Annotated in this window: 21 protein-coding genes; 8 read left to right on the top strand and 13 right to left on the bottom strand. The window is 44.1% G+C overall.

Features of this window, described 5'->3' with window-relative positions:
• Positions 1-155 precede the first annotated feature (155 nt).
• A complete protein-coding gene (locus ACDJ59_RS10695) occupies positions 156-1190 on the bottom strand; it encodes a ketopantoate reductase family protein (RefSeq protein WP_413408816.1) in 1035 nt (344 codons plus the stop codon).
• A gap of 14 nt (positions 1191-1204) precedes the next feature.
• Positions 1205-1951 carry an acetoacetate decarboxylase gene (locus ACDJ59_RS10700; protein ID WP_082704226.1) on the bottom strand — a complete coding sequence of 249 codons (747 nt, stop codon included), beginning with the start codon at positions 1949-1951 and terminating at the stop codon, positions 1205-1207.
• Between the two features lie 151 nt (positions 1952-2102).
• On the opposite strand from ACDJ59_RS10700, the gene ACDJ59_RS10705 reads away from it, so the two are divergent.
• Positions 2103-2990 carry a LysR family transcriptional regulator gene (locus ACDJ59_RS10705; RefSeq protein ID WP_413408817.1) on the top strand — a complete coding sequence of 296 codons (888 nt, stop codon included), beginning with the start codon at positions 2103-2105 and terminating at the stop codon, positions 2988-2990.
• An 81-nt stretch (positions 2991-3071) separates the two neighbouring features.
• Here ACDJ59_RS10705 and ACDJ59_RS10710 read toward each other — a convergent pair whose 3' ends face one another.
• A complete protein-coding gene (locus ACDJ59_RS10710) occupies positions 3072-4478 on the bottom strand; it encodes a glycoside hydrolase family 4 (RefSeq protein WP_413408820.1) in 1407 nt (468 codons plus the stop codon).
• 176 nt (positions 4479-4654) lie between these two features.
• On the opposite strand from ACDJ59_RS10710, the gene ACDJ59_RS10715 reads away from it, so the two are divergent.
• Positions 4655-5506, top strand: a complete 852-nt coding sequence (locus ACDJ59_RS10715) for an AraC family transcriptional regulator (RefSeq protein WP_413408821.1) — start codon at positions 4655-4657, stop codon at positions 5504-5506.
• Positions 5507-5604: 98 nt separating this feature from the next.
• Here ACDJ59_RS10715 and ACDJ59_RS10720 read toward each other — a convergent pair whose 3' ends face one another.
• The 5 genes from ACDJ59_RS10720 to ACDJ59_RS10740 form a co-directional block, all read right to left on the bottom strand.
• Positions 5605-6729: a phosphotransferase enzyme family protein gene (locus ACDJ59_RS10720; protein WP_413408822.1), complete on the bottom strand. Its 1125-nt coding sequence runs from the start codon at positions 6727-6729 to the stop codon at positions 5605-5607.
• A gap of 173 nt (positions 6730-6902) precedes the next feature.
• Positions 6903-8369 (bottom strand): glycoside hydrolase family 1 protein, encoded by a 1467-nt coding sequence (locus ACDJ59_RS10725; RefSeq protein ID WP_413408824.1) that lies wholly within the window; start codon positions 8367-8369, stop codon positions 6903-6905.
• 42 nt (positions 8370-8411) lie between these two features.
• On the bottom strand, positions 8412-10349 hold the full coding sequence (locus ACDJ59_RS10730; protein ID WP_413408825.1) for a beta-glucoside-specific PTS transporter subunit IIABC: 1938 nt from the start codon (positions 10347-10349) through the stop codon (positions 8412-8414).
• A 158-nt stretch (positions 10350-10507) separates the two neighbouring features.
• Positions 10508-11356: a BglG family transcription antiterminator LicT gene (gene licT, locus ACDJ59_RS10735; RefSeq protein WP_105598763.1), complete on the bottom strand. Its 849-nt coding sequence runs from the start codon at positions 11354-11356 to the stop codon at positions 10508-10510.
• Between the two features lie 230 nt (positions 11357-11586).
• Entirely contained in the window at positions 11587-12519 is a 933-nt protein-coding gene (locus ACDJ59_RS10740; protein WP_413408827.1) for an ArsR/SmtB family transcription factor, read from the bottom strand.
• A gap of 208 nt (positions 12520-12727) precedes the next feature.
• Between ACDJ59_RS10740 and ACDJ59_RS10745 the strand changes: the two genes are divergently transcribed.
• A complete protein-coding gene (locus tag ACDJ59_RS10745) occupies positions 12728-14236 on the top strand; it encodes an alpha-N-arabinofuranosidase (protein WP_413408828.1) in 1509 nt (502 codons plus the stop codon).
• Positions 14237-14819: 583 nt separating this feature from the next.
• Here ACDJ59_RS10745 and ACDJ59_RS10750 read toward each other — a convergent pair.
• Positions 14820-15392, bottom strand: a complete 573-nt coding sequence (locus tag ACDJ59_RS10750; protein ID WP_413408829.1) for a hypothetical protein — start codon at positions 15390-15392, stop codon at positions 14820-14822.
• Between the two features lie 116 nt (positions 15393-15508).
• Positions 15509-16423 (bottom strand): DsbA family protein, encoded by a 915-nt coding sequence (locus ACDJ59_RS10755; protein ID WP_413408830.1) that lies wholly within the window; start codon positions 16421-16423, stop codon positions 15509-15511.
• Between the two features lie 134 nt (positions 16424-16557).
• On the opposite strand from ACDJ59_RS10755, the gene ACDJ59_RS10760 reads away from it, so the two are divergent.
• Positions 16558-16905, top strand: a complete 348-nt coding sequence (locus ACDJ59_RS10760; protein ID WP_076253083.1) for a winged helix-turn-helix transcriptional regulator — start codon at positions 16558-16560, stop codon at positions 16903-16905.
• Between the two features lie 161 nt (positions 16906-17066).
• On the opposite strand, the gene ACDJ59_RS10765 is transcribed toward ACDJ59_RS10760, so the two are convergent.
• Both ACDJ59_RS10765 and ACDJ59_RS10770 read right to left on the bottom strand, forming a co-directional pair.
• Complete coding sequence (locus ACDJ59_RS10765; protein ID WP_165980276.1) at positions 17067-17531, bottom strand: NUDIX domain-containing protein; 465 nt, start codon at positions 17529-17531, stop codon at positions 17067-17069.
• 111 nt (positions 17532-17642) lie between these two features.
• On the bottom strand, positions 17643-18527 hold the full coding sequence (locus ACDJ59_RS10770; protein WP_413408832.1) for a LysR family transcriptional regulator: 885 nt from the start codon (positions 18525-18527) through the stop codon (positions 17643-17645).
• A 124-nt stretch (positions 18528-18651) separates the two neighbouring features.
• Here ACDJ59_RS10770 and ACDJ59_RS10775 point away from each other — a divergent pair, with 124 nt between their 5' ends.
• The 4 genes from ACDJ59_RS10775 to ACDJ59_RS10790 all read left to right on the top strand — a co-directional run bounded on the left by ACDJ59_RS10775 (position 18652) and on the right by ACDJ59_RS10790 (position 23343).
• Positions 18652-19662 carry an alpha/beta fold hydrolase gene (locus tag ACDJ59_RS10775; RefSeq protein ID WP_413408834.1) on the top strand — a complete coding sequence of 337 codons (1011 nt, stop codon included), beginning with the start codon at positions 18652-18654 and terminating at the stop codon, positions 19660-19662.
• Positions 19663-19848: 186 nt separating this feature from the next.
• The gene (locus ACDJ59_RS10780) at positions 19849-21453 is read left to right on the top strand and encodes a hypothetical protein (RefSeq protein WP_413408835.1); all 1605 of its coding nucleotides are present in this window, start codon (positions 19849-19851) and stop codon (positions 21451-21453) included.
• Positions 21454-21543: 90 nt separating this feature from the next.
• A complete protein-coding gene (locus tag ACDJ59_RS10785; RefSeq protein WP_036615758.1) occupies positions 21544-22434 on the top strand; it encodes an ABC transporter permease in 891 nt (296 codons plus the stop codon).
• An 18-nt stretch (positions 22435-22452) separates the two neighbouring features.
• Positions 22453-23343 (top strand): carbohydrate ABC transporter permease, encoded by an 891-nt coding sequence (locus ACDJ59_RS10790; RefSeq protein ID WP_307412710.1) that lies wholly within the window; start codon positions 22453-22455, stop codon positions 23341-23343.
• Positions 23344-23450: 107 nt separating this feature from the next.
• On the opposite strand, the gene ACDJ59_RS10795 is transcribed toward ACDJ59_RS10790, so the two are convergent.
• Positions 23451-25196 carry a cache domain-containing sensor histidine kinase gene (locus ACDJ59_RS10795; RefSeq protein ID WP_413408837.1) on the bottom strand — a complete coding sequence of 582 codons (1746 nt, stop codon included), beginning with the start codon at positions 25194-25196 and terminating at the stop codon, positions 23451-23453.

The following is a 25196-nucleotide window of genomic DNA, read 5'->3' on the forward strand; positions in this document are numbered from 1 at the left end:
TCTATATTATATCAAATTTAATTCCCCTTTTTGTATAATCTTAGGAAGAAAATCACGAAGAATATTCTATCTGTCGCAAAATCAAGCCTGATTAGATTTACTAATACAACAAAAAAAGTCGCTATACTAGCGACTTTCAGTGTAAACATATGAATTTATTTATGTGCACTTAATATTTCTTCAAAAGCTTTTATGTTCGTGTCAAAATCAGGAACGGTTTGAGTTTCTTCAGCAGATTTAACCAGTTTTACAACTAAATCATTATATGGTGTCGCAATTCCCGTACCTTCTGCCCTGCTTGAAACAACCCCATTAATATAATCAATTTCCGTTTTGCGGTTCTTCTCCAGATCTTGAAGCATGCTTGCTTTGAGCAGTCTGGAGGGCTCCATCACGTAACGTAATGTTTTCACCCGTTCAGGGATATCTTCTTCGCTGTTCAGTTCGAGTGAAGCGATGTCGAATCCATTCATTTTAACCAATGTGACCCCATTGGCGCGAGCAACTTTAATCGTCTCGTCCGCAATATGAGCTGCACTTACAATGCCGGCTTCGTGATCAATAATGTCCCCGTATTCACCATTCAATGCAGCCGATAAACCACTAAATGCATTGTTGATCAGCAATTTGGACCATTTGGTTCCAACCAGGTTATCGGAAATATGTGTTCCCCCCACAAGATCCAACACCGACTTCACACGTTGAATTCGTTCGGTGATTTCACCATTTAATTCGCCAATCTGAAAAGCATACTGCTTAAATTGAGTGTACTCGGTAGTCAGACTTGATACACCTGGTTCAATGAACGTAGCGCCAAATTCAACGGAGCCTGCAATGACACGTTTTTCACCCACGATGGACGCCACTTTTTCTTCCGGAATCCCGTTCTGCAAGGAACATACCATACTGTCTTCTTTCAAGAATGGAAGTAATTCCTGAAGAATGGAATTGTTATAAAGTTGTTTGGTTAAAAGTAAAACAAGGTCATATTGTCCTGATTTCTGATCAGGAGTAATTGCTTTTACTTTGGCCTGAAACTCTGTGGTACCCGTCACTTTAGCACCCGTCTGATTTAAAGCATTTACATGTTCCTGATATGCATCAATTAACTCAACGTCCAGTCCACCATCCGCAAGGTATGCACCTACGATGGTTCCCAAAGACCCTGCTCCTACAATTGCAATTCTCATTTTATTTTTCCTCCTTATTTCTCTTCCAGGTAGTTATATACAGGTTGTGCAGCATTTAAGGTTAGGTTGGTAAGGATATGAGAAGCGGACACCACTTCCAACACAGGCAGATCTGCAAGAGGTGCCAACGCATGTTCGAACAGTTGAAGTCGGGCAGGTCCTGTCCAGGCTTCCTTCACTTCGATGTCCGTAATTTGAGTACGGATCAGATCACATATTCTTAAATTCCCGGTATAGTCGGTAGCAATCTTAATCATAAAATTAGGTCGGCATATTTCACGTTTGGCGAACTCTTTATCCATCTCCACATGTTTATATCCCATCGTTGCCGTGGCTACACGCAGCGTTCCATAATCTAGTGTGCCAACAAGTGTATCCGAATCGGTATACAACTTGGGTGCGCCCAACTTTTTCGGATAGGCGGTGAGCTCTCGACCACTTGCAATCGCGGGGAAATTGTCTACGTACATCGAATGCACATAATCGCCTTCCTCCCCATTGAATTGCACAGGGATAACTTGTCCAGCTTCTGTATAAGCACCCAGTCCAGAAACATCCGGCATCCACATCACTTCGAATTTAACCAATGGTTCAGTAATTTCCAGAGGCTCTGGTACAGCTGCCCGCAACGCTTTTTCATCGGTTCGATAAATAATATTCAAGTATTCACGATTTACGAATTTGTACGGTGGCATCGGGTATGCCGGAGCCGTTAGGGGTGTATTCAGATTTTTAGCTATGTTATTCACATCGATTTTCATCAAAGACACCAACCTTATAAATTTAGTTGAATTTTGGTATTTAAAATTTGATCTGTATCTCATAAAAAAATTCTACATCAATATTTAAATTTAATATAATACATAATAAGTACTATATATATTTATCAGAATAAATAAGGAGTGCGCGTGAATGGAATTGCTTCAGCTCAAATACTTTCAGACCGTTGCCTATACTGAACACATCTCCAAGGCAGCTGCGCAATTGAATATTGCTCAACCTTCCCTAAGCTTGACGATTAAAAGACTTGAAGATGAACTGGGTACCCTCTTATTCCACAGAAGAGGACGAAATATTCAATTGAATCCCTCAGGTGAGATTTTATTGAAGCACGTGAACAGGATTTTTATTGAAATTGAAAATGCAGAGATGGAGATTAAAGCGGAGGAACAGCAAATATCTAATACAATCAGGATCTCGATTACGAATACTCGGTTCCTCACAGGTCTCATTAGTGACTATATCAACGGTTCCCCCGAAACCAAGCTTCATCAGGGTATTGGGACCCGCAGTGAAATTATTACAGGTTTGAAGAAAGGCGACATGCATCTGGGCATTACGGGGCATCCGATTCAGGATGAGGAGATTGAGAGTGTTGTCCTGGTTGAGGAGGATATTGTTCTGGTTGTGCCCATGAATCATGCATACGGCGGAGAGACAAGCATTTCATTAAGTGTTGTTGCAAATGAGCCCTTTATTTCCCTTGCCGATAATAAGGAGTACAGCCGGTTTACCACCATGCTCTGTGAAAAAGCAGGCTTTCTGCCCAATCATGCATTTGAGGTCGATTCCCATACCCTGCTCGAAATTATTAGACTTAACCAGGGTGTTGCGTTGCTTCCTGTCTCCGTATGTAGAACACTAGGGTTACGTTATGCGAAAATTGCTGATGATTCAGCGATATATCCAATTAGCCTCTCCTGGGTCAAACAAAAATGGTTATCTCCTGCTGTAAGAGAATTTCGTGATTTTATTACTTCGTACTATGAAGACCATGCTGGATTGTTTAAAGTGGAGTAGGATTTTTTTGAAAATAGTAAAGAGCAAAGACCACATTAGCCCTTTAAACGAGCTTACGTGGTCTATCATCATTCTCCATTCTTAGCTATACTGCAGTCTATCCTTGTACCAAACGTCCGGAATCATCTTACGCTCCAGTTCCAACAATTCATGGATGATCTTGTCCGCATCACTGATGGAACTCACGAGCGGGTCGGTGAGCATCGCCCTTCTCAGCTTCTCGTAGCTCTGTTCCAGAACAGCTTCAACTGTGAGCTCATGCGTATCCAGTACAAGTTCTTGCATCCCTCTTATCCCACGTGGCATCTCGCCTACATGGAGTGGCTTCACTCCATCCATATCTACATCGCATAGTAGTTCCAGGAACGAATCCGCATTCATATTAGTTACCGCGCCTTGATTGAGCGTATTGATGAAGAACTTTTTGCCCAAGTTACCCACCATATTCTCGATGATGTCAGTCGCATGATCTGGTCCGAAGGTGCTCATGTAATCGGCAATTGGGATGTTCCCCGCTAGAAAGTCATCCACCTGACGCCACATTTCGTCGTGACGCTCATATCTGTCCTCTGTCTCCCAGATCGATAATGGCGGGATGGTGTCCGCAGTTTTGCCAAGACCCTGCCAATACCGAACGTATTCCTTCGTATGCGCCGTACAAGTAGGAATGATTCCGAAAATATCATACAGTTCATAGGTAATTGCATCGTTATACAGAGCTTTTGCGCCGCGATCACCGCCGTTATTCTCATCACCTGCCATCTTACGCATGGCTTCTGCGATCGTGGGCATCACATTTGTTCCTTCATACTCGGCTTTGAGCAGCCAAGTGAAATGATTGACACCAGCGATACGAAAATCGAATTCCTGGTTGATCTCTTCAGTGAACTGGCTATTGTCTCCAATGATTCCGGCTCGTACAGCGTAATAGGCTTTTTTATGCGGCATATGATGACTATCGCACAGCGCAAATGATTTGAGCTTCGGTGCATAACGATGTAAAGCGATGCCGTGAACGGTAGACGGGTTAATATAATTGATCACCCACGCATCCGGACACAACTCCTCAATGTCTTTGGCGCATTCCATAATAACCGGCAGTTCACGCATTGCACGAAAGATCCCACCCGGACCAATCGTATCGCCAGAACACATGCGAATCCCATACTTTAGAGAAATCTGGCAGTCGATGCCCCGATATTTCACCGATTCTTCCGCAAAGCTGAGCACAACGAAGTCGGCTCCCGTTAGTACCTGTCTTCGGTCCACTGAACCCTCAATCTTTAGGGATACGTTGTTCTCCTTGGCGACCATTTCCGCTAGTTTCACCATTTTCGAAAGCCGTTCCTCGTCCGTATCCACCAAAGCCAGCGTTCCCTGATTCAAATATGGGGAGTGTACCATCTGCCAGATGGACTGCCGACCAAAAAACAGGCTGCCCGCCCCAATAACAACTACCTTTGGATGCTGTGTACTTTTAGCATTCATCAATAACCCCTCCTCTTAACGATATAAGTTCATTATAGGTGAGTGGGCTGGAATCGGAATGTGTGATAGTTTTCAAAACATGTCATATCGTACGATAGTTAACAAGAGATAAATCCTTTGTTATGATAGTAAAATATAAAGGATGTCATAAAGTCGAGAGGATTAGGTTGGATTAGATGCACACAGGAACTGTAAATATGAGTATAATCGACGAACTTTCGGAGTATATCACACTTCGCATGAGCTCTTATTTGGAACAAACGCACGACAGTAATTGGACGGAGCACAAGTCTCATTCCGATTATGATCTGTGGTTCATTACAGCTGGCTCCGTGCTAATTACCATCGATGGAATCGAGCATATGGCGAACCCGGGTGACGTCGTGTTTTTTTATCCAGATATGCCCTACACCGCTTCCACGACCGGAGAGTTGTGCCGATTCGTATACATGCACTTTGATTTCAGCATCGCTGAGCAAAAGCGAATTCTCGGCGAGTTTCAGCTCCCGGGCATCGTACTTGGCAATCTGATTCAAGAGGAATCAACGCTGTTCACCTCGTCCTATCGAAGATTCAAGCAGAGTAGCGGCGCTTCCGCCAGTCCACTTTATTTGAAAGCCTCTCTACTTCTCGTCATCGCCAAAATTTTGGAATTACACGGGCAAGGCTTATATCACGGTGAGTTTCTGAAAGACCGAAAACCGAGGAAGATCGAAGGAAGTCTGGAGGTTCTGCAGAATGTCTTTCCATACGTGGATGCAAATCTGCATCGTGCCATCCGAGTTAACGAACTTGCAGATATTGCCGGCGTCTCTGAGAAATATTTTATTTCGTTGTTCAAGAAAATTCTCGGTATTACACCGGGGCAGTATATCAATCAGATCAAAATGAACCGGGCCAGAGACTATCTGTATGAGAAAAAATATACGATTCAGCAAATTGCCGGATTTCTGGGTTATCCCGACCCCTTTACGTTCTCCAAAGCATTCAAAAAATTCTACAACGTGCCCCCTTCCAAATTTGAATAACATACCGCAGACAAACAAAGAGGCAACCGATCGATCCGGCTGCCTCCCCACTTGATGAATCCTTGGTTATTCAGGGTTTAGTTTACGTACAAATCTCTTCAGCGTCCCTCATACTCAAAAGGAGCTTCAGTGGAATACATCTCATGGAAAAATCCTTTATACGGTATATCCTCTTCCAGACATTTAATGAGATACAACAGTTCTTCGTTAGCTTCCAGTTCTTCGCCAGCACGCTGCATTTCCTCAAATTGACCTAGAATATTCTCCAAGAGAGTGACTTGAATAAATAAAGGCAGCTTCTCCAGCATCGAATCTTCGATCTTGGTTTCGGAAGTATATCCAGCGAGGGCGGTTTGGAAATAATCATCCATGAACTGTTTGCGTTTATCCGCATTCGGCTCAAATTGAATCCAGCCGACGCCGTGTGTCCATAGATCTGCCAGATCATACATATACCAACCGAAGCATGAATTATCAAAATCATACACGGTGATCTGACCGGTATCAAAATCAATCGAGTAATTCCCATCGTTATAATCAAAATGGATCATGCCGAATGTCTCTTGGTTTGTATCCAAACCTTCTAAGGTATTCAGAAGCTCAACCATCTTCTCCTTAAGCAGAGGAAATGATTCAGGTACCAGGTTATCGATATATTCACCGCTGTAATTGTCAATCAAATGATGCCGGCGATGGATGGGAGTGTACCCTTTCGATAGTTGATGCATTCTGCCCAGAACTTTTCCGCTATTATAATAGTATTCGCTAAGTGGGACCCCTTCACGGTACTGATAATGGTTCTCTACCAGTAACTTCCCCTTGGCCTTCACAAACATGCAGACAAAGAACGTATGCTCATCATAAGTGATCTCTTCCAGAAGATGGCCCTTTTTCGAGCTGACTACATTCGAGACACTTGCACCGTGCTCAAACAGATACCGGACATACTCCAGTTCGGCAATGTAATCTTCCCGCTTTCTGTCAGGCAAAAAAGACACCCGTAGAATTAGCGATTCACGCCCCTCTTGCTCGCAGATGTAAACGACATTCCGTCCACCCTCATGAGGCGGAATAAGCTGAATGTTGTAACCCTCCAAATGAAACAGCTCGGATACCAGCGTCAGTAGATGCGTATTGCTGATGTTAACAGCTTCGTTAAAATTAATAATAATCTCCTCCAGTAAACATTGTCGGGACGGTTTCCCGCAATGCAATGTCCACAAAAGGAATCCCTGTAACGCAAATATCCTTCTGTGAACCTAAAGCACAATCACATTGTTAGACATTGAATTCACTCCTCTTGTTTGAATACCACAATTTTACATAATTACCTCTTATTTTACTAGTGTAAAATAAAGAACCGCCCATACGGGCGGCGTGTAAGAATTTTGTATAATTACAGGATTTCTCCGTTCGTTTCGATAACTTGTTTGTACCAGTGGAAGGAGTCCTTGCGAGTTCTTTCAAGCGAACCATTGCCGGCATTGTCTTGATCTACATAAATAAATCCATACCGTTTTCCCATTTCAGAAGTCGAGCAACTAATGATATCGATCGGTCCCCAACTGGTGAAACCCATCAGTTCCACGCCATCAGCAACCGCTTCTTTCATCTGCTCAATGTGACTGCGAAGGTACTCAATCCGGTAAGTGTCATGTACACTGCCATCCTCTTCCAGTGTATCCTTAGCGCCAAGTCCGTTCTCCACAATGAAGAGCGGCATCCGGTAACGATCATACAATCGGTTCAGCGCGACGCGAAGACCAATCGGATCGATAGGCCATCCCCATTCAGTAGCTTTCAGATGAGGGTTTTTGATCTGACTGACCAGCATACCAGAGTTGCTGTTGTCATTGGGATCATATTTTCCGATATACGTCATGTAATAACTGAAAGCAATAAAGTCCACGGTATTGTCCCGGATAATAGCATCGTCGTCAGGAGCTTTAACCAGTTTGATGCCGTTTTCCTCAAAATATCTTTGCATATATGACGGATATTCTCCTCGTGCCTGCACCTCTGGGTAGAACAGGTTCATCTGATCTTCCTTCATCGTCTGCAGCACATCTTCCGGTTTACTAGAAGCAGCATACGTTTCCAGACGGCAGATCATGCAGCCAATCTGAGCATTTGGCATCTTCTCTTTACCACTCTTGACAGCCAGTGCGCTTGCCACAAATTGATGGTGAGTCGCCTGATATGCCACCTGTTCCTGCGAACCTTTAATTTTATCTTCCAGAATGCCGCCGCCAGTATACAGACTTGTCAGCATCATGTTCATTTCATTGAAGGTGATCCAGTATTTCACTTTGTCTTTGTAACGGTCAAACAGCGTATTGGCAAATTTCAGATACAGATCGATCATCTCGCGGCTTTCCCAGCCGTTGTATTTGCGGGTTAACTCTACGGGCATCTCGTAGTGAGAGATCGTTACGAGCGGCTCAATGCCATATTTCAAGAGTTCATCGAGCACGTTATCATAGAAGGCAAGACCAGCTTCATTGGGAACTGCTTCTTCTCCTGTTGGGAAGATCCGTGTCCACGCGATCGAAAGACGAAACACTTTGAAACCCATCTCTGCAAACAAGGCAATGTCTTCTTTGTAGCGATGATAGAAATCCACGCCGTTCCGTTTAGGGAAATATACGTTGGTGTTACCGCTCAGATATTCTTCCAATTGAACAGAATCCACGTCGAAGGTGAAATCCTTGCCATTGCGCTCCTCATGAGGAACGAATGGAGCCATGTCTGAGGTAGATAGTCCTTTGCCGTCTGCGTCATATGCACCTTCGAGCTGATTGGCAGCGGTAGCTCCGCCCCATAAAAATCCTTCGGGAAATGAGTGTTTAATTGTTTTTGTCATGTTGTTTCTCTCCTTTTTTGTATGTGGTATTTCATGAAGCTGTCAACGAACGGTGAGGAGAAGCAATTCATTCATTGGAATCACCCCCTTCACCTGAACAGGTACTACATCGAGATAATCCGGCGTATTGGTTACGATGACTGGTGTCACAAGATCAATACCCGCACCCTGGATGCCATCCATATCAAATTCCAGAAGCAAATCACCCTTCTTCACTTCTTGTCCGGTAACAACCTTCACGTCAAAATATTTCCCTTTGAGCGACACACTGTTTAGTCCAACATGAATGAGAATGTCGATTCCACTGGACGAGGTCAGCATAATCGCATGTTTGCTCTTGGCAACCAACGTGACGGTTCCGTCAAAAGGAGCTGTAACACGTCCATCCTGCGGACGAATGGCAATACCTTTCCCGGTCATTTCCTGAGCAAACGTTTGATCCGGAAGCTCTGCGAGCGGCACCAATTCACCAGTGAGCGGGCTGAACACCTCCCCCTTCTTTTCTTCAATGGAATGTACTGTGACAGGTGTCACGGTTTCTTGAGAAAAGGCAGTGGTTGTATCCTGTTCCTGTTCGGTTAAAGTTTGTGCTGAGTCGGACATGTCGGAATTACGTGCATTTGTCTCATCCCACTTGAGCAGCAAAGTCACCACGAAGGAAACAGTAAAGCTGATGCCAATTCCGATTAATGCATACCAGAAATTGGACATGCCACCATTCGGGCCAATGTATAACGGAAGTGACAGCAATCCTGGTACAGCAAAACCGAAGCATTTCAGACCCACTGCGGTAATAAAGCCACCCCCTGCTGCCCCACCAATGAGTGAAGCGTAAAACGGTTTTTTCAGCTTCAAGGTGACACCATACAGTGCGGGTTCAGTAATGCCAAGCAAGGCGGATATGCCACTGGATAAAGCAATGGATTTCATTTTTTTATCTTTGGTCTTGAGGAAAACAGCCGTGACTGCACCAGCCTGACTCATATTGGTTATCAGGTTGATCGGCAGCAAAAGCACGTCATATCCGAGTTTGCTCAGATTCTGCAATGTGCCTGGGAAGAACGCATAATGCATACCTGTCATAACAATCAGCGGCATGAAGCCGCCAAGAATTATGCCGGTTAACGGACCCGAATGGGCAAAGAGCCAGGAAGTACCCATTTCCAGATAGATGCCCATGTAATTCCCGAGGGGGCCAATCGCAATTAATAGAATCGGCACCGTGATGACTAGCACAATCATCGAGGTAAAGATGACTTTGACCGGACCGGGAATAAAACGATCCACCCAACGATGTACATAACTCAGAAGCCACACACCCAGAATAATGGGAATAACGGACTGGGTGTAATTCACAATGGACACGCGCAGCGAGAGAAAACGAATCGGTTCAAGCTGGTTTGCCAGATACGCGTTCAGCATCGTAGGATACAATAAAGTACCTGCAAGCGTCAGGGCGATATATTCATTCACTTTGAATTTTCGGGCTGATGATAGAGCCAGAAGGAAAGGCAAGAAATAAAAGGCCGCATTTGCGATGGAAGACAGAACTTGATACTCACCGCTGTTCTCCTGTATCGCTCCAAGTGTAACGAGCAGTGCCAGAATCCCCTTTAACATCCCGGTACCTACGATGGCAGGCAGAATCGGAGTGAAAATGCCGGAGATCGTATCCAAAACAGCATTAATCCCTTTAGAGCGTGGCGCGTCTGTTTCGGGCTTCGCTATGCCACTCTGCTTCATCTGATCCTCGATCTGCTCATATACGGCTGCAACCTGGTTGCCAATGACCACCTGAAACTGATCGTTCTGAAACTGTGCACCGAGCACACCATCAAGCGCTTTGATCTGTTCCAATTGAACTTTGTTTTGCTCTCGAACGTTGAAACGAAGCCGTGTGATGCAATGCCAGGCTTGGGTAATATTCTCTTGCCCTCCTGTTAACTGGATAATTTCTTTGGACAACTCCCGATGATTCATGTTGCTTCCTCCTTTTTTGGCGAAAAAAAAACCAAATGTAATACCGGCCCGCCGCAGATGCGGAGTCGGAAACATTTGGTGGTGCCTGATCGAATCAGTAACACTCCATATTCAATTCATATTGCTGATGGTATAACTTCAAACAGGTTGTATGGAGATCAATCCGTATCGGTACGGGATGTCACTCTCTCGATGTGGATCATGAGATATACCATCTCATCGGGAGTAATCACAAATCCGCGTTGCTGCTCCATCGCCTCCTTTATTTTGAGTGCGCATTGGAAACTGACAGGATATCGCTCCGACAATACATCATATAGAAATTGCTGATCTTTGAAAGAGAGCACTTCCCGGTTCAACTGACGAACAATGAAGTATCTCAGATGGGTGATGAACCTGGAAAAATCAGCAGATTCCTGATTCAGTGCCATTCCAAAATGTTCTGTCATGATACCTAAAATGTCGTTAATCATCTGTGTAATTTTAATTGTTTGGTTCATACTGCCCGAGTCGAATTGTGAGTTCACGAAATGAAGGGCAATAGAGCTTGATTCACCAGATGGCAATGAGACTAGAAAAGCATCATTGATTTTTTGAACTGCCCATTCTCCGGCACGGTATTCGGCAGGATATAGATGGCGAATGTCCCAATGAAGCGGATTTTGCACATCCACGCCTTTTTTGAAACGATCCAGCGCAAAATGAATATGGTCCGCAAGTGTTAACAGGATCGAGTCATTCAGCTTTTTTCCGATCATTGTCTTGCCTTCTTCAATAATCTGATCCGTAATGTCGATGACTTGCAGTGGGATATCACTGAGAAATTGCTCGACTCGCTGATATTTATCATTCGAGCCGATTCGGAACATTTTCTGGATCTGGCTCTGCTCAATCGGCTGTCCTTTTACTTTTTTGAAGCCAACACCCGTTCCGATGACAATGACTTCGCAGCCTTCGGCGTCTTCCGCCAGTGCGATATTGTTATTTAACGATTTTTTAAACCTCATGATGCAATCACCCCCAGTATGCAAAAAGCACCACCAATGTCCAATTCACAAGTAATAAACAAACTTGTGAGATCCAGACTTTGGTGGTGCCTGATCGAATCAGTGACACTCCTTATATAGCTGTATCTTATATCAGCTATGTAATCGTTGTCAATACCATTACTCTGGAATTGTTCTGCAGGTGGTTCATCGTGGAACTCCCTCTATAAACTGACATCAAAACGAAAATCCTATTCGTCTGGAGTCTTATTTTCCTGAGCATCATAATAGTATCGAATCAGAATATCCTGATCATAGTTGCCAAAACCTTTGCCAAACAGGGTGAGTCCGCCTCGGCCAGCAACTCCCTCTTCCGGCTTCAATCCAAAGGTCCAATAGGTGGATGCACCCAGCTCCAGGTCTTGAACGCGCACGTCCGAGATGCGCTGACCATCAATAAACGTGCCTTCCCCGTTAATACGCAACATTTTCAATACACCATACTGGTTGACATCCAGCTTCCACCATAGTGGCGTATGTTTACCTTTCCGATCCCCGAAATCACCAGGGCTTGTCCAAGTACCGAGGTCATTGCCGTTAAGGGTAAAGCGAATATCTGACGGCCAGTTTTCGTTCACCTTTGGTGCTTCCGAGCTTAATTCAAGGGAAATTTCAATCTCTCGAAGATGCTGATCATTATACAGATAATTGGGAATCTTATATTCAAGAAAACCTCGTGCCATCCAAAGGATTCCCGCGTTCACCCGATCCGGGTCCATAAAGCAGGCCGGTGTGTCGTACTGTCCAATCATCTGCGTAGTTGTTGCAATCCCGCAAGTCGGCCACGCTTCATAATCTGTATACTGACCTACCGGTATGGATATTTCATGGTAAGGAGCATCAACAGGCTCTGGTGACAGGTTAATAGTCATGAACTCTCGTACGATAAAACAGTATTTATAGGTTCCACCGTTCTCCCGTTTCATTCGGCTACCGACAATTCCGGCTTTTTGCAGCTTACTTACATGTGTACTTACAATAGCTTTGCTCAGAAAAAGCTCTTGGGCAAGCGCATTGATATGCATTTCCCTGTTTTGTAGCAGCAGGCGCACAATGTTTAAACGGGCTTCACTTGCCAGTGCCTCGTAAATTAGTAATGAAGCTGCATCTGTCCCAAGCATCATGATGTCCACTTCCTTTTTGAGTAAAATCGATCTATTTCAATTTCAGGATTCGTTATTTAGCGAACTCATCAAAATGAACTTGCTCAATATATAAGCATTATGATACATATTAGATAACAAATCAATGAATTGATTTTGCTTTTAAGCGAATTCAATATCGCTGTTACTTCTTTCAAGAATATGAATTCATCCAATGGAGGTACTTACCATGCTTACATCCAAAATGCTTATCGATAAAGACTTTCAGATTGCTGAAGTAGATCCGCGTGTCTATGGTTCATTTATAGAACATCTGGGACGGGCCGTATACGGCGGTATTTATGATCCAGGTCATCCTACGGCAGATGCTCAAGGTTTCCGTCAGGATGCCATTGAAGCGATTAAAGCTTTGAATGTGCCAATTGTTCGTTATCCGGGCGGCAATTTCGTATCCGGTTACAATTGGGAAGACGGTGTGGGCCCGGTAGCCGAGCGCAAGCGCAGACTTGAACTCGCTTGGTGGACGATTGAAACAAATGCGGTAGGAACAAACGAATTTGCAGATTGGGCCAAACTGGTTGGAACCGAAGTCATGATGGCTGTAAATCTGGGTACTCGCGGCATTGATGCGGCCAGAAACCTGATCGAATACTGTAACCACCCATCTGGCACATACTGGAGTGATCTGCGTATCTCTCACGGTTACAAGGACCCGCATAAATTCAAAACCTGGTGTCTAGGCAACGAAATGGACGGCCCTTGGCAGATTGGTGCAATGACTGCATATGAATATGGCCGTATTGCCAATGAGACCGCTAAAGCGATGAAATGGGTTGATCCGGATATCGAGCTTGTGGCTTGCGGCAGTTCCAGCCGTGACATGAATACATTTGCAGATTGGGAAGCAACCGTGCTGGATCTCACCTATGAAAATGTGGACTACTTGTCCCTGCATCAGTACTACAACAATAATAAAGACAACACGTATGACTTCCTGGCGACATCGCTGGATCTGGATCAATTTATTGATAGTGTGGCTTCAATCTGTGATTTTGTACAAGCCAAGAAACGCAGCAAAAAGAAATTAATGCTGTCTCTGGATGAATGGAATGTCTGGAAATCCATCGGCACAAGCCGTATGGAAGAACGGTGGCAGATTGCGCCTCCAGAGTTTGAAGATGTGTATACACATGAAGATGCACTGGCTGTGGGCTGTTACCTGATTACCATACTCAAGCACGCCGACCGTGTAAAAATGGCTTGCCTTGCTCAGTTGATTAACACCATTGCACCAATTATGACCGAGAATAACGGAGCGATCTGGTTCCAGACGACCTATTTCCCGTTCATGCATGCATCCAACTTCGGTCGTGGTACGGTGTTGCGATCCATCACCTCTTCACCTAAATATGATTCCAAAGACTTTACAGATGTGCCTTATCTCGAAGCGATCAGTGTGCATGATGAAGAAAACGGCACGATCACAATCTTTGCGGTGAACAGACATCTGGATGAGAAGTTGGAACTGAATGTGGATCTGCGTTCCTTCGGAGAAACCACATTTGTGGAGCATATCGTATTGGAGAACAACGACTTGAAAGCCACCAATACCAAAGAAAACCCACGTAACGTTGTTCCTCACAACGGCGGATATACAACGGTTGACCAGGGTAAAGTGCAAGCAGTCTTGAACAAAGCATCATGGAACGTGATTCGCCTCAAAACCAAACAGGCATAAAGGCTTAATAACAGCGGAATAGAATCGGTTTCCACTCTGCAATACAGCATTGTTTTTCGCACCGCGTGCAGCTCCCTGCGCGCGGTGCTTTTTGCTGTATGAGGGTAGTCGGCCCAACTACATAGTTCCAAAGTTAGACGTGTGGTGCGTATTGGAAATCTCAGTTTTCATTCCTCGCAACGAACGAATTTAACGAACACAGGAGAAGTTATGCTGCAGAATCAGCCCCTTTATCACACTATACCTACATTTTGCAGAGAATAGGGTTTGTCATGTTCGTTAGAATTTTAATGACTTAATATTGAGCCGAATAAGGTTTCTGAGGTTCGTTAGCACTGAGCAAGCATGCGAAATCGAGCTGGTTTGAACCTCATATACAGCATAAGCAAATAAGCCACCCTCCGTTTTTCGTCCGGAGAGCGGCTTGCAGTTAAGCATCTAGCGAAGCAGCTGAAACAGAACAGATCAGAAGATAAGGAACAGAACAGATCAGAAAGAGATCAGATCACCCAACATACTAGCAATCCTTCCTTCCCAAATGCAACGAAGGTTGTGTTCTATTTCACGATTTTCATTTCAAGTATTATCCTTGTTGTGCTTCCTCTTCACCATCGGTTTCAGCTTGAGCTGCTTGGCTTGCTGGAGTCATCAGCCCTTGAACTGCCCCCATAAATGGCTGAATCTGCTTAATCATGCCATACCCCATTTTGACCACAGGTGTAAACCGCTGGATCATGCCAAACAACCGCATACCACCGCCTAACATACCTCCAATCGAGCCTGCACCGCCAAAGCCACCTAACAATGAGCCTAGCATAGGCATGAAAGATGATACCTGGGCTTGCCTAGACTTTGAACGTGACATCGACCGGGATCGTACCTGCGACTTACGAGTGCTGTTCACCCGTTTACGGTTTCGGGAGGATACTGTTTTTCTCGTAGCCCCTGCTTTAGGTTTGGTTTTGCGAGCACTGCCTTCAGATGAGGGTGCTGTGATTGCGGTCTGTGTAAGCTTTCCGCCCCCGGTAAGCACTACGCCTTCGCTGTTAACGCCAGAGATGTACCCGACGTACGTCTCGCCATTATGAAGAGTCACGCAGACTGGGCGATCCTTGAGCCGTTTCACCCGGACGTGTATTTCATTGGTTTTAGCCATGGAATTCACCTCACTTGACTTGATCTACTTCAGTCTACGCAATGGGTGGACGACTTGCCTGTGCGAATAACACATCCGTGTGCCGAAAGCAGGAAGATTCTTACATGGCTCCTGTCTCAAATATGCTCAATATACATCTCATTCAAAATATGACCTATACGATATGTGTGCTCTGCCAATTCAGATTTCACATATGATTCAATATCACTCTTTTCGATACTGTACAAGCCCTCAATTTCTTTAGAGAAAAGAAGGTGTCCCTCATTGATTTTCTGTTCCAACGAGGTTATCTGTTTGGGTTTCAGATCACCACCGAGTACCTGCTGAAGTGCTTGCACATATGTTTCAAGAGAACGCGCTCCGACAATTTTCATACCCTGGTTCTCTTCATTCACAATGATAATGGATGGGAAACCTCTAACTCCCAAACTAGCCACACTCTCAAAGTCTTCCTCTAATAACTCTTGTGCAGATTGCTCTGCAGCCGCCTCAACCACTTCTTTTCCATTCAAGCCCAGTTGATTGACGATATCCGTCAGCACATCATCTTCTCCAATATTTCGATTAAATGCAAACACGGCTTCACGCGCACGTCTTAAGAAGTCCTGCTCTTTACCAGGGTGTGTACTCTGAATGACCTTAAATACGCGAGATGGCGGATAGGAAGAAAGTATGGGATTATCATGCCATAAGGAACCGTCGATGGGCATGCGTGAATGTTCACCCACTTCCTTCCAATGCTCTGCAACGTCCGAAGGTTTATGAATCCCGTTAGCGCCATCCGAGAAACCATTCCAGTTAGCCAGTAGCCCACCCATTTTAATTTGCAGCGTAAAATAATGACCGTATTCCTCAATAAACCGATGAAGCACAGGCTCAAGCGCCCAGCAGTGAGAGCAGATCGGATCTGTTGCGTAATATAGAGTTATCCTTTTCTCAACATGATTCAGATTGATTTCTTGCATCGCCTCTTCCTCATTCACACCACATACGCCTGTTTCCAGATCACACATCATTGATTCGTTACTCACGTTTATCCCGCCTTTATCTTGTCTTATGAATTGATTTTCTTGTGTTAGTTTGATTATAATGTCTACAATCTTCTGAACAAGTACGATTCTTTTTCTGACTTAGTATCAAAAAGTATACTATTGGAGGGTATCAAGTGAAATACGAGTTTAATTTCGATCAGTTATGTCCAGCGACTTATGCATTTCAGGTCATTGGAGGCAAGTGGAATCTTCCGATCCTGGCAATCCTCAGTGAAAATGACTGTATACGTTACAATGAATTAAAAAGAAGACTGCCTGGCATTACCGGAACGATGTTAACGAACTGTTTGAAGGATTTGATTCATTCCGGCATCGTGCATCGGGAGCAATATAACGAGGTGCCACCGAGAGTGGAGTATTCGCTCACAGAATCAGGCAAGGAATTGGTTCCTTTAATTGAATCCATGGTAATATGGGGTCAGAAAAATATGACAGCAGGCGTGAAGCAACAAGATATATAACTCTTGGCCTAATTTAACCCCTTATAATAGACGTTCATTTTTGAATCGCTTTGTCACTTTGTTCAACGACAAAAAGGCTATTTCACTGGACCATCATGTCCTTTGAAATAGCCTTTCCTTTATAAATACAAGACGGCCGCTTGTTTACGACGTGTACACATCTAACTATTCAGGTCGTCATCTTCCTCATTTCCTAAATACATAACCGTTTTTTCTCCCTCAACCAATCTAATGATCTGCTTTCGTAATTTTGAAGGAAATAAAGGTAGTTCGTTTATATTTTTAATTTCGAGCCATTCATATTCCACCTGATTTTCGTCACTTGGCAGAATAGAACTATCTTGGTCCATCAAACCTATGTACTCGCATAAAAAAACAAAATCTACACGATGAAGGGCTTCACCGTATACACCTTCAATGACAAATTCCAGTGATAACGGTTCTACATCTATTCCGATTTCTTCCGCAACTTCACGCTTCACAGCATCCGTCAGGGTTTCACCTGCATTCTGGCTCCCACCAGGCAGGATGTAGATGACTTCATCATTATCATCCTGCTTCATTGCAAGCATTCTCCCGTCTTTAATGATCAATGCTTTTGCAGAATTTCTAATCTTTCTCTCCATTGCTAATCCCCCATATATATCTGTATCATGTTGTTGAAGGTTGATTCCATTTAACCTCACGATCTCCATGAAAAATATTTTAACATATACATCTAAACAAATTCTGAACAATCAAATCAACTCACTCTTGGCGACCTCCATGAAAGCAGCCATGGACGGAGAGATCCATTTTTCCCGATGCCAGAGCATTTGCGCAGAAAAGGATACATCTGATAAATCCCACGGCAGAGCAACCACTTCCCCATCGCTCAACTCTTTCTTCAAAGCCATTTCAGGTAATAAAGCGATCCCTAGACCAGCCGCAACACATTGTTTAATAGCCTCTACACTGTGAAACTCCAGCTCTGTCAGAGCATCCGCACCTTTCTTCGTTATGGATTGGTCAAAATAAGTGCGATACGAACAGTTCTTCTCGGTCAGCAAAAAATGCTGTTTGTGGAAGTCATCGATAACTAACGCGGAACGCGATGCTAACATATGATCGGGAGAAACCACCATTTGAAAGGTCTCATCCTTTAAAAACTCTGAATGAAGGTCTTTGGAATTAATAGGCTCATCCAATACAAAAACGACATCGGTATGCCCTTCTCTCAGACTTGATTTAAGCTCTTGTCCAGACAAGGGGCGGAACAATAACCGCACACCAGGATAGTCCGCTCGGAAGCGTTTGAACAAGGCTGGAAGAAGATATGCACACAGCACTTCGTCTGCTCCGATCACAACCGTTCCCGCTAATTCTCCGTGCTGACTGGATATGCACTTCGCTTCCTCTACATCGTTTAATATCTTAGTGGCGTAAGGCAGAAACTGCTGGCCAGCATCTGTTAACACGACCTTTTTGCCTAATCGATCCAGCAATTTCACCCCAAGCTCTTCTTCCAGCGATTTGATTTGCATGGTTATGGTAGATGGTACATAGCTCAATAATTCAGCAGTTTGACTAAAGCTGCAGGTCGATGCAAGTGTCCAAAAGGTTTTTAGCTGGCGTATTTCCATGAGTCAGGCACCTCCTAAGTTCAAAATAAATGAATGATATGTTCGATAACGTTTCGTTGAATTGATAATAGACGTATTGTAGAGTGAAATCAAGTTATTACTATTTTATAAGGAGAATCAATCTATGAACGATTATGAAACATATAACCTTGGAGATACATTACTTCAATCGGGACAACAGCTCCCTCAAGCCTTTATCGCTTACAAGACCTATGGAAACTTAAATGCGGCAAAGGACAATGTTATTGTTGTCCCAACATGGTTTGCTGGAATTCACACAGATAATGAATGGTTAATTGGAACAGACAAGGCACTGGACCCCAGTCGCTATTTTATCATTGTGCCCAATATGTTGGGTAACGGTTTATCTTCCTCTCCAAGTAATACCCCTGCCCCATATGATAAGAACAACTTTCCCCTCATCTCCATGTATGACAATGTGCGCGCCCAACATCAACTCATCACTCAAAAATTCGGTATTTCCAAAATTAAACTTGTTGTGGGGTGGTCTCTGGGAGCCACGCAGGTTTATCAATGGGGAACCAGTTATCCTGAGATGGTCGAGCGTATTGCCCCCTTTGGCGGAACGGCAAAGAGCAGCCCCCATACACAGTTGGTATTCGAAGCAATGATCGCGGCGTTACAGGCAGATTCAAATTATAAAAATGGTAGATATGAACGCCCTCCGGTTGCCGGTCTCGCAGCGATGGGAAGAGCTTATGCTCCATGGGGGTTCTCGCAGGCGTACTATTTGGAGAAATTGTACCAATCTGAGGGTTACGACTCCTTGAAATCTTATGTAGAAGATTACTGGGATCAAGTATTTCTACCCTTCGATGCTAACGACTTGATTACCATGTTGCGTACAGGAATCTATGGAGACATTAGCGATAATCCCATAGATGACGGCAACTTCGAACAGGCGTTAAGCAAGATCACTGCTCCTGCACTCGTTATGCCAGGATCAAGTGACTTGTTTTTCACGCCAGAAGACAGTTCATATGATGCTCAGCATATGCCAAACGCGGTGTATCAGCCTATAGAGTCCAAGTGGGGACACTGCTTTGGAATCGGAGCAAACGAAGAGGATTCACTCGTTATCGATCATCATCTAAAGCAATTTTTGGAGACATGAGTAAAAAAAGAAGAAGTACAAAGTAAAAAAAGTGCACAAAGCTCTTTTATCTTTTCTCCGCTACAACTCAAAAGTAAAAAAAGATACCAGTTCTCGTCAATAACCTTTATATCACGTTCCCCCTTTCTCGTTTAGAATATTTTCAAGAAAGCGTTATTGAAATATGACTGATAAGGGGGAAAAGAAATGAACAAGAAAACAAAAGCCTTAGTCTTGTCTGTGTGCATGTCAACCTTATTACTCGCAGCCTGTAGCAATGGAAGCGGTGCTGATAAAGGTTCAACGACGGACACGGATTCCAACGAGGCTGGAACGACAACCATTCATACCGTAACATCAGAATACTCTTCTGCAAAATATCCAAAGGGCGACGACATCACCAACAATGTATGGATTAAGCGATACAAAGAGAAGTTTAATATTGATGTCAAAACAGACTGGGTTAGCGATGAGTACGATACAAAACTCAATCTGGCTATCGCATCGAACGATCTTCCTGACGTATTCAGAGTTAATCCATCACAACTGAGACAGTTAGTCGAAGCAGATATGGTCATGGACCTTTCCGAGGTCTTTGATCAACACGCTTCAGATCGTCTCAAAGGTTATATGGAAGCAGATGCGGACAGTTACGAGTCTGGAAAGAAGGACGGTAAGCTGTACGGGATACCACAGATGCACTGGGGATTAATTGAACAACCAGACTTCATCTGGATCCGGAACGACTGGAAAGAAGAATTGGGAGTCCAAGATCCAAAATCTGTGGAAGACATCAAAAATATCGCACTAAAATTCATGGAAAAGCACGGTGGTTATGGTATAGCGGTAGACCAATCGTTGGATTACCTCAACCTGCTCGCCATTGCATGGAATGCGCATCCAGATATGTGGATGGAGGATAGCACTGGAAAACTCGTGTACGGCTCCGTGCAGCCTGAGATGAAGAATGCGCTGGCTGAGTGGTCAGAATGGTACAAGCGAGGCATCATTGATCCGGAATTTGCAATCAAAGACTTTAATGCGATGAACGCGGACATTGTAGCCGGCAAAGTGGGCATGCAACCTTATTACCAGTGGTGGGGTTATAATCCGGGTGTCGATACGGTATCCAATCTGGGTAAGGACGCTATCTTCTACCCTTATATCATCCCTACCGTTGATGGGAAAGAAGCCAAACAATCCATCTTTTTCGCCAACAACAATTATATCGTCATGAAAAAAGGATTTAAGAGCCCTGAAGAAGTGATCAAAATTTTGAACGACTATGCTTATATTGTGGATGAAGGCAATGGCAAGGAATCCACAGAAACGTTATCCGCCTTGCTGGACAACGATATTGCCCATGTTGTTGGAGCGTTCCGTGTACTTAATCCGAATTCCGATTACGAGCAATTTGAGGCGGTCTCCGCTGCCCTTCAATCCAAGGATACCAGTGGACTCACGACTTCGGGTATGTGGCAAAAATATAACAACAGTGTGGAATTCATAGAGAATGCAACCCCAGGAGCAGTTGGTGATTATTTGCAACAAGGGGCTCCAAAGAATGCGTATGGTCTTGCCAAGAAAGTACTGGACAGCGAGAACTATACAAAGACGGCCTTATGGGGTGTTACGCCAGAAATACTTTCAAGCTACGGAACAACCTTGGATGATATCCTGACCGAAGGCTTCACCAAGATCATTATGGGTAGCGAAAGTATCGATTATTTCGATGTTATTGTCCAGAATTGGCGTGCAGCCGGGGGCGATGACGCAACTCAGGCAGTTAATGAAGCCTACGGGAAGAAATAATCTCGTTTGTCACAAAGAGGGGATGAGGGTCATCTCTCCCCTTTATTTGATAGCGATTACATTTGGCGTACAAGGAACGGAGGAATATGTATGTTGAGAAAATGGAAGCAGCAGAGTCCTTACCATCTCATGTTGATCCCAAGCCTGGTCTTGGTCTTCATCTTTTGTTACATCCCTTTCTACGGACTTATTATTGCGTTTCAGAAGTACAATCCGGGGCTCGGCTTCAACTCGCCATGGGTAGGGTGGGATAATTTTACCCACATATTTAATCAGCCGAACTTCGTAAGAACGATCTGGAATACATTGTACATGTCTGTCTTTAAGATTATCGGTGGTATAATCGTACCCGTAATTTTTGCATTATTGCTTAACGAGGTACTACACAGTGGAATTAAACGTACATTTCAAACACTTGTCTACATTCCGAACTTCCTCTCTTGGGTCATTATGGCTGGCATCATGCTGGATATCCTTAGCTCCGACGGCATTATCAATACATTTCTAAGTGTATTTGGTATTGCACCGATCTCCTTTCTTGGCACACCCTCTATTTTTCCTTGGACGATGATTGTGAGTGACATATGGAAAGGTTTCGGGTTTGGCACGGTTGTTTATTTGGCAGCCCTGACCAGTATTGATCCGGGACTTTACGAAGCCGCGGTGATCGACGGAGCGAAACGGTGGAAACAAACCATCTACATTACGTTGCCTCTACTAATGCCAACCATTGTTTTAATGACCGTACTTTCACTTGGGAACGTACTCAATGCTGGCTTTGACCAAATCTATAATCTCTACTCCCCTGTTGTCTATCAGACGGGTGATATTATTGATACCTATGTCTACCGTTTAGGAATTCAACAAGCACAGTATTCAATTGGTACCGCTGTCGGGTTATTCAAATCGATCATTTCCAGTGTTCTCGTTGCTGTATCGTACATCCTGGCTTACAGAGTGGCTGGCTATCGTATCTTCTAAGAAGGAGGAACTTACATTATGATCTATGATAAAAGTATGAGCAGACGTGTATTTCTTATCATAAACTACACCATATTGCTTCTAATCTCTCTCCTATGTATTCTGCCGTTTATCAACCTGCTGGCTGTTTCATTCAGCAGCAGCGCGGCTGTATCTGCGGGGAGTGTTACGTTCTGGCCTGTGGAATTTACGACAAAAGCCTATGAATTTGCATTAACTGGAGGATCATTTTTCTCCTCTCTCTGGGTAGCCATTCAACGAACCGTTATCGGAACGTTGGTGAATCTGGTTCTGATCGTACTCACGGCTTATCCCCTCTCCAAATCAAAACAAAAATTGATGGGGCGTAATATCTATATGGGATTTTTCATCGTAACCATGTTATTCAGTGGAGGTCTAATTCCAACCTATCTGGTAGTCGTCAAAATGGGACTGATCGATTCCATATGGTCTCTGATCCTGCCTGGGGCCCTCCCCGTATTCAGTATGATTATCCTCATGAATTTCATTCGGGGGCTGCCCGAGGAGATTGAAGAATCAGCCATTATCGATGGTGCTGGGCCTGTACAGGTATTGCTTCGTATTCTACTCCCACTTCTCAAGCCCGCTCTCGCTACGGTTGGTTTGTTCAGTATCGTTGCTCACTGGAATTCGTGGTTCGATGGCATTATCTATATGAACAATCCAGACAATTATCCATTACAAAGTTACCTCCAGACCCTTCTGCAAAGTTTTGAGCAAATCATGCTGAAATCTGGGTCAGATTATACGCAGCTGTTGTCCATGATGAACGCCAGAACGGGGCGCGCCGCTCAGATGTTCTTGGGTGCCATTCCGATTTTACTTGTGTATCCGTTTTTACAGAAATACTTTACCAAAGGTTTGGTGCTAGGAAGCGTCAAAGGGTGAACAAAAGGGCTTGCAGTTCATACCTGTAAGCCCTTTTGTTCATATCTAAACTTATTTTTGTGATCGCTGTACCGCATTATGAGATGCTTAAATGAAAGTATGAATGACTATTTGGCTTCTATGATGGCAGGCAGCAGAATGGAGAAAATGGTGCCTTCACCCATTTTACTCTCCACCTGTATTCCATAGGGTTTCCCAAAATGAAGTTGAATCCGCCGCTGCACATTATGCAATCCAATCCCATTGGTTCCCGTACTTGCACTGGACTTTTCTTCCAATAGATTCTGCATCGTATGATGATCCATACCAACGCCATTATCGCAGATTTCGATTACAACTGTATCCACCCGCAGTTGAATCCGAATGGTAATGATTCCGTCTTCCTCAAGCTCGGCCAGACCATGAAAAATAGCGTTCTCCACAATGGGCTGCAGGATCATTTTGGGCATGTGATAATCCAACACTCTATCCTCAATCTCATACCTCATCTGAATACAATCGTAGTACCTGACTTTCTGGATCGTTACGTAATTCGTTATATTATCAAGTTCCTCACGAATAGTTACGAGGGTTCCATCAGATTTTGTTGCATAGCGGAGCATCGAGATTAAGGCATCGGTCATTTCCACAATTTTATCAGCCTGCTGCATCGAGGCAATCCATTTCACTGACCCAAGGGTGTTATACAGAAAATGTGGCTTGATCTGGTCATGGAGCGCACGCATCTCGGCCTTGGCTTTCTCTATTTCTTCCTGCTGCATCCGTTCGACCAACCGCTTCAATTCATGCGACATTCTGTTAAATCGAATGGATAAATGTCCAATCTCGTCTCTTGATCCAATAGGTTCAACTTGTTCAAACTGACCTTTCTCGACTAGAGCAATATTCCGCAGCAGTTTTTTAATGGGAGTTGTGATCACGTGAGATAAAAAGATGGATATGACGGCAGCAAAAAGAACAATGACAATGGCAAGCGTCACCAGATTACGGCCCAATATTTTGCCATCAGCAGTGAGCTCATCCAAAGGCATATATAAGTAAGTTGTCCATTTTTGCTGACTAAGGGGACTGGTCACCACGACATTTAGTGCTTCAGGCGGACGAACGTTGTCCCGGAACAATGTCCCGATTAATCGTTCGTTCACGTTATATACGATCTTGTCATCCTCATCAACGATCATGAATCTGGAGCGCAGCCCTTCCTGCAAGTTGCGGTTGACGATTTCAATGAATTTGATATCAATGCTGACAACAATCACGCCAAGCAGTTTTCCACTAGTTACATCATGAATTTTGCGAGCGTGTGACACTGCCAGTATTTTATTCTCCAATTGCTCGTCAATTCGTGTTGTGAGGGTAATGGTTCGATCCTTATCATGCATGAACTTTTTAAACCACAATTCGTTTGCTACTTTGAAGTTTGGATCAATGGGTTGATGTGGACTGACAAAAAGGTCTTGCCCCCCGTTCATATTGTAGAGGTAGATGGAGAATACGCGATCTTTCATCATGATATAATTCATCAGAATATTGTATGCGGCAATCTCATGTTGTTCATCACCCTCTCGCAGGAAATCCTGGATCGGAAAACTCCCTTCATGAGTCGCAGACAGATTGTCACTAAGCCCATTGCTGGCGAGCAGCGAAATTTTCTCAATCTCCTTGAGGAACTCGTCAATGCGAATATTCGTCTGTTTGGCCAGATCGTTTAGCAACGTTGTATAGTTCTGTGCCAACAACCGCTCTGAGGAGTAATACGAATTGATTGTCATCACCAATACCGGAAGGATAATGACCGTCATACAGATCACCATAATTTTGTATTTAATTCGGAAGGGCCGAACATGCTTCAT

Source organism: Paenibacillus amylolyticus (assembly GCF_047302515.1).
In the GTDB taxonomy this organism is placed as follows: domain Bacteria; phylum Bacillota; class Bacilli; order Paenibacillales; family Paenibacillaceae; genus Paenibacillus; species Paenibacillus amylolyticus_G.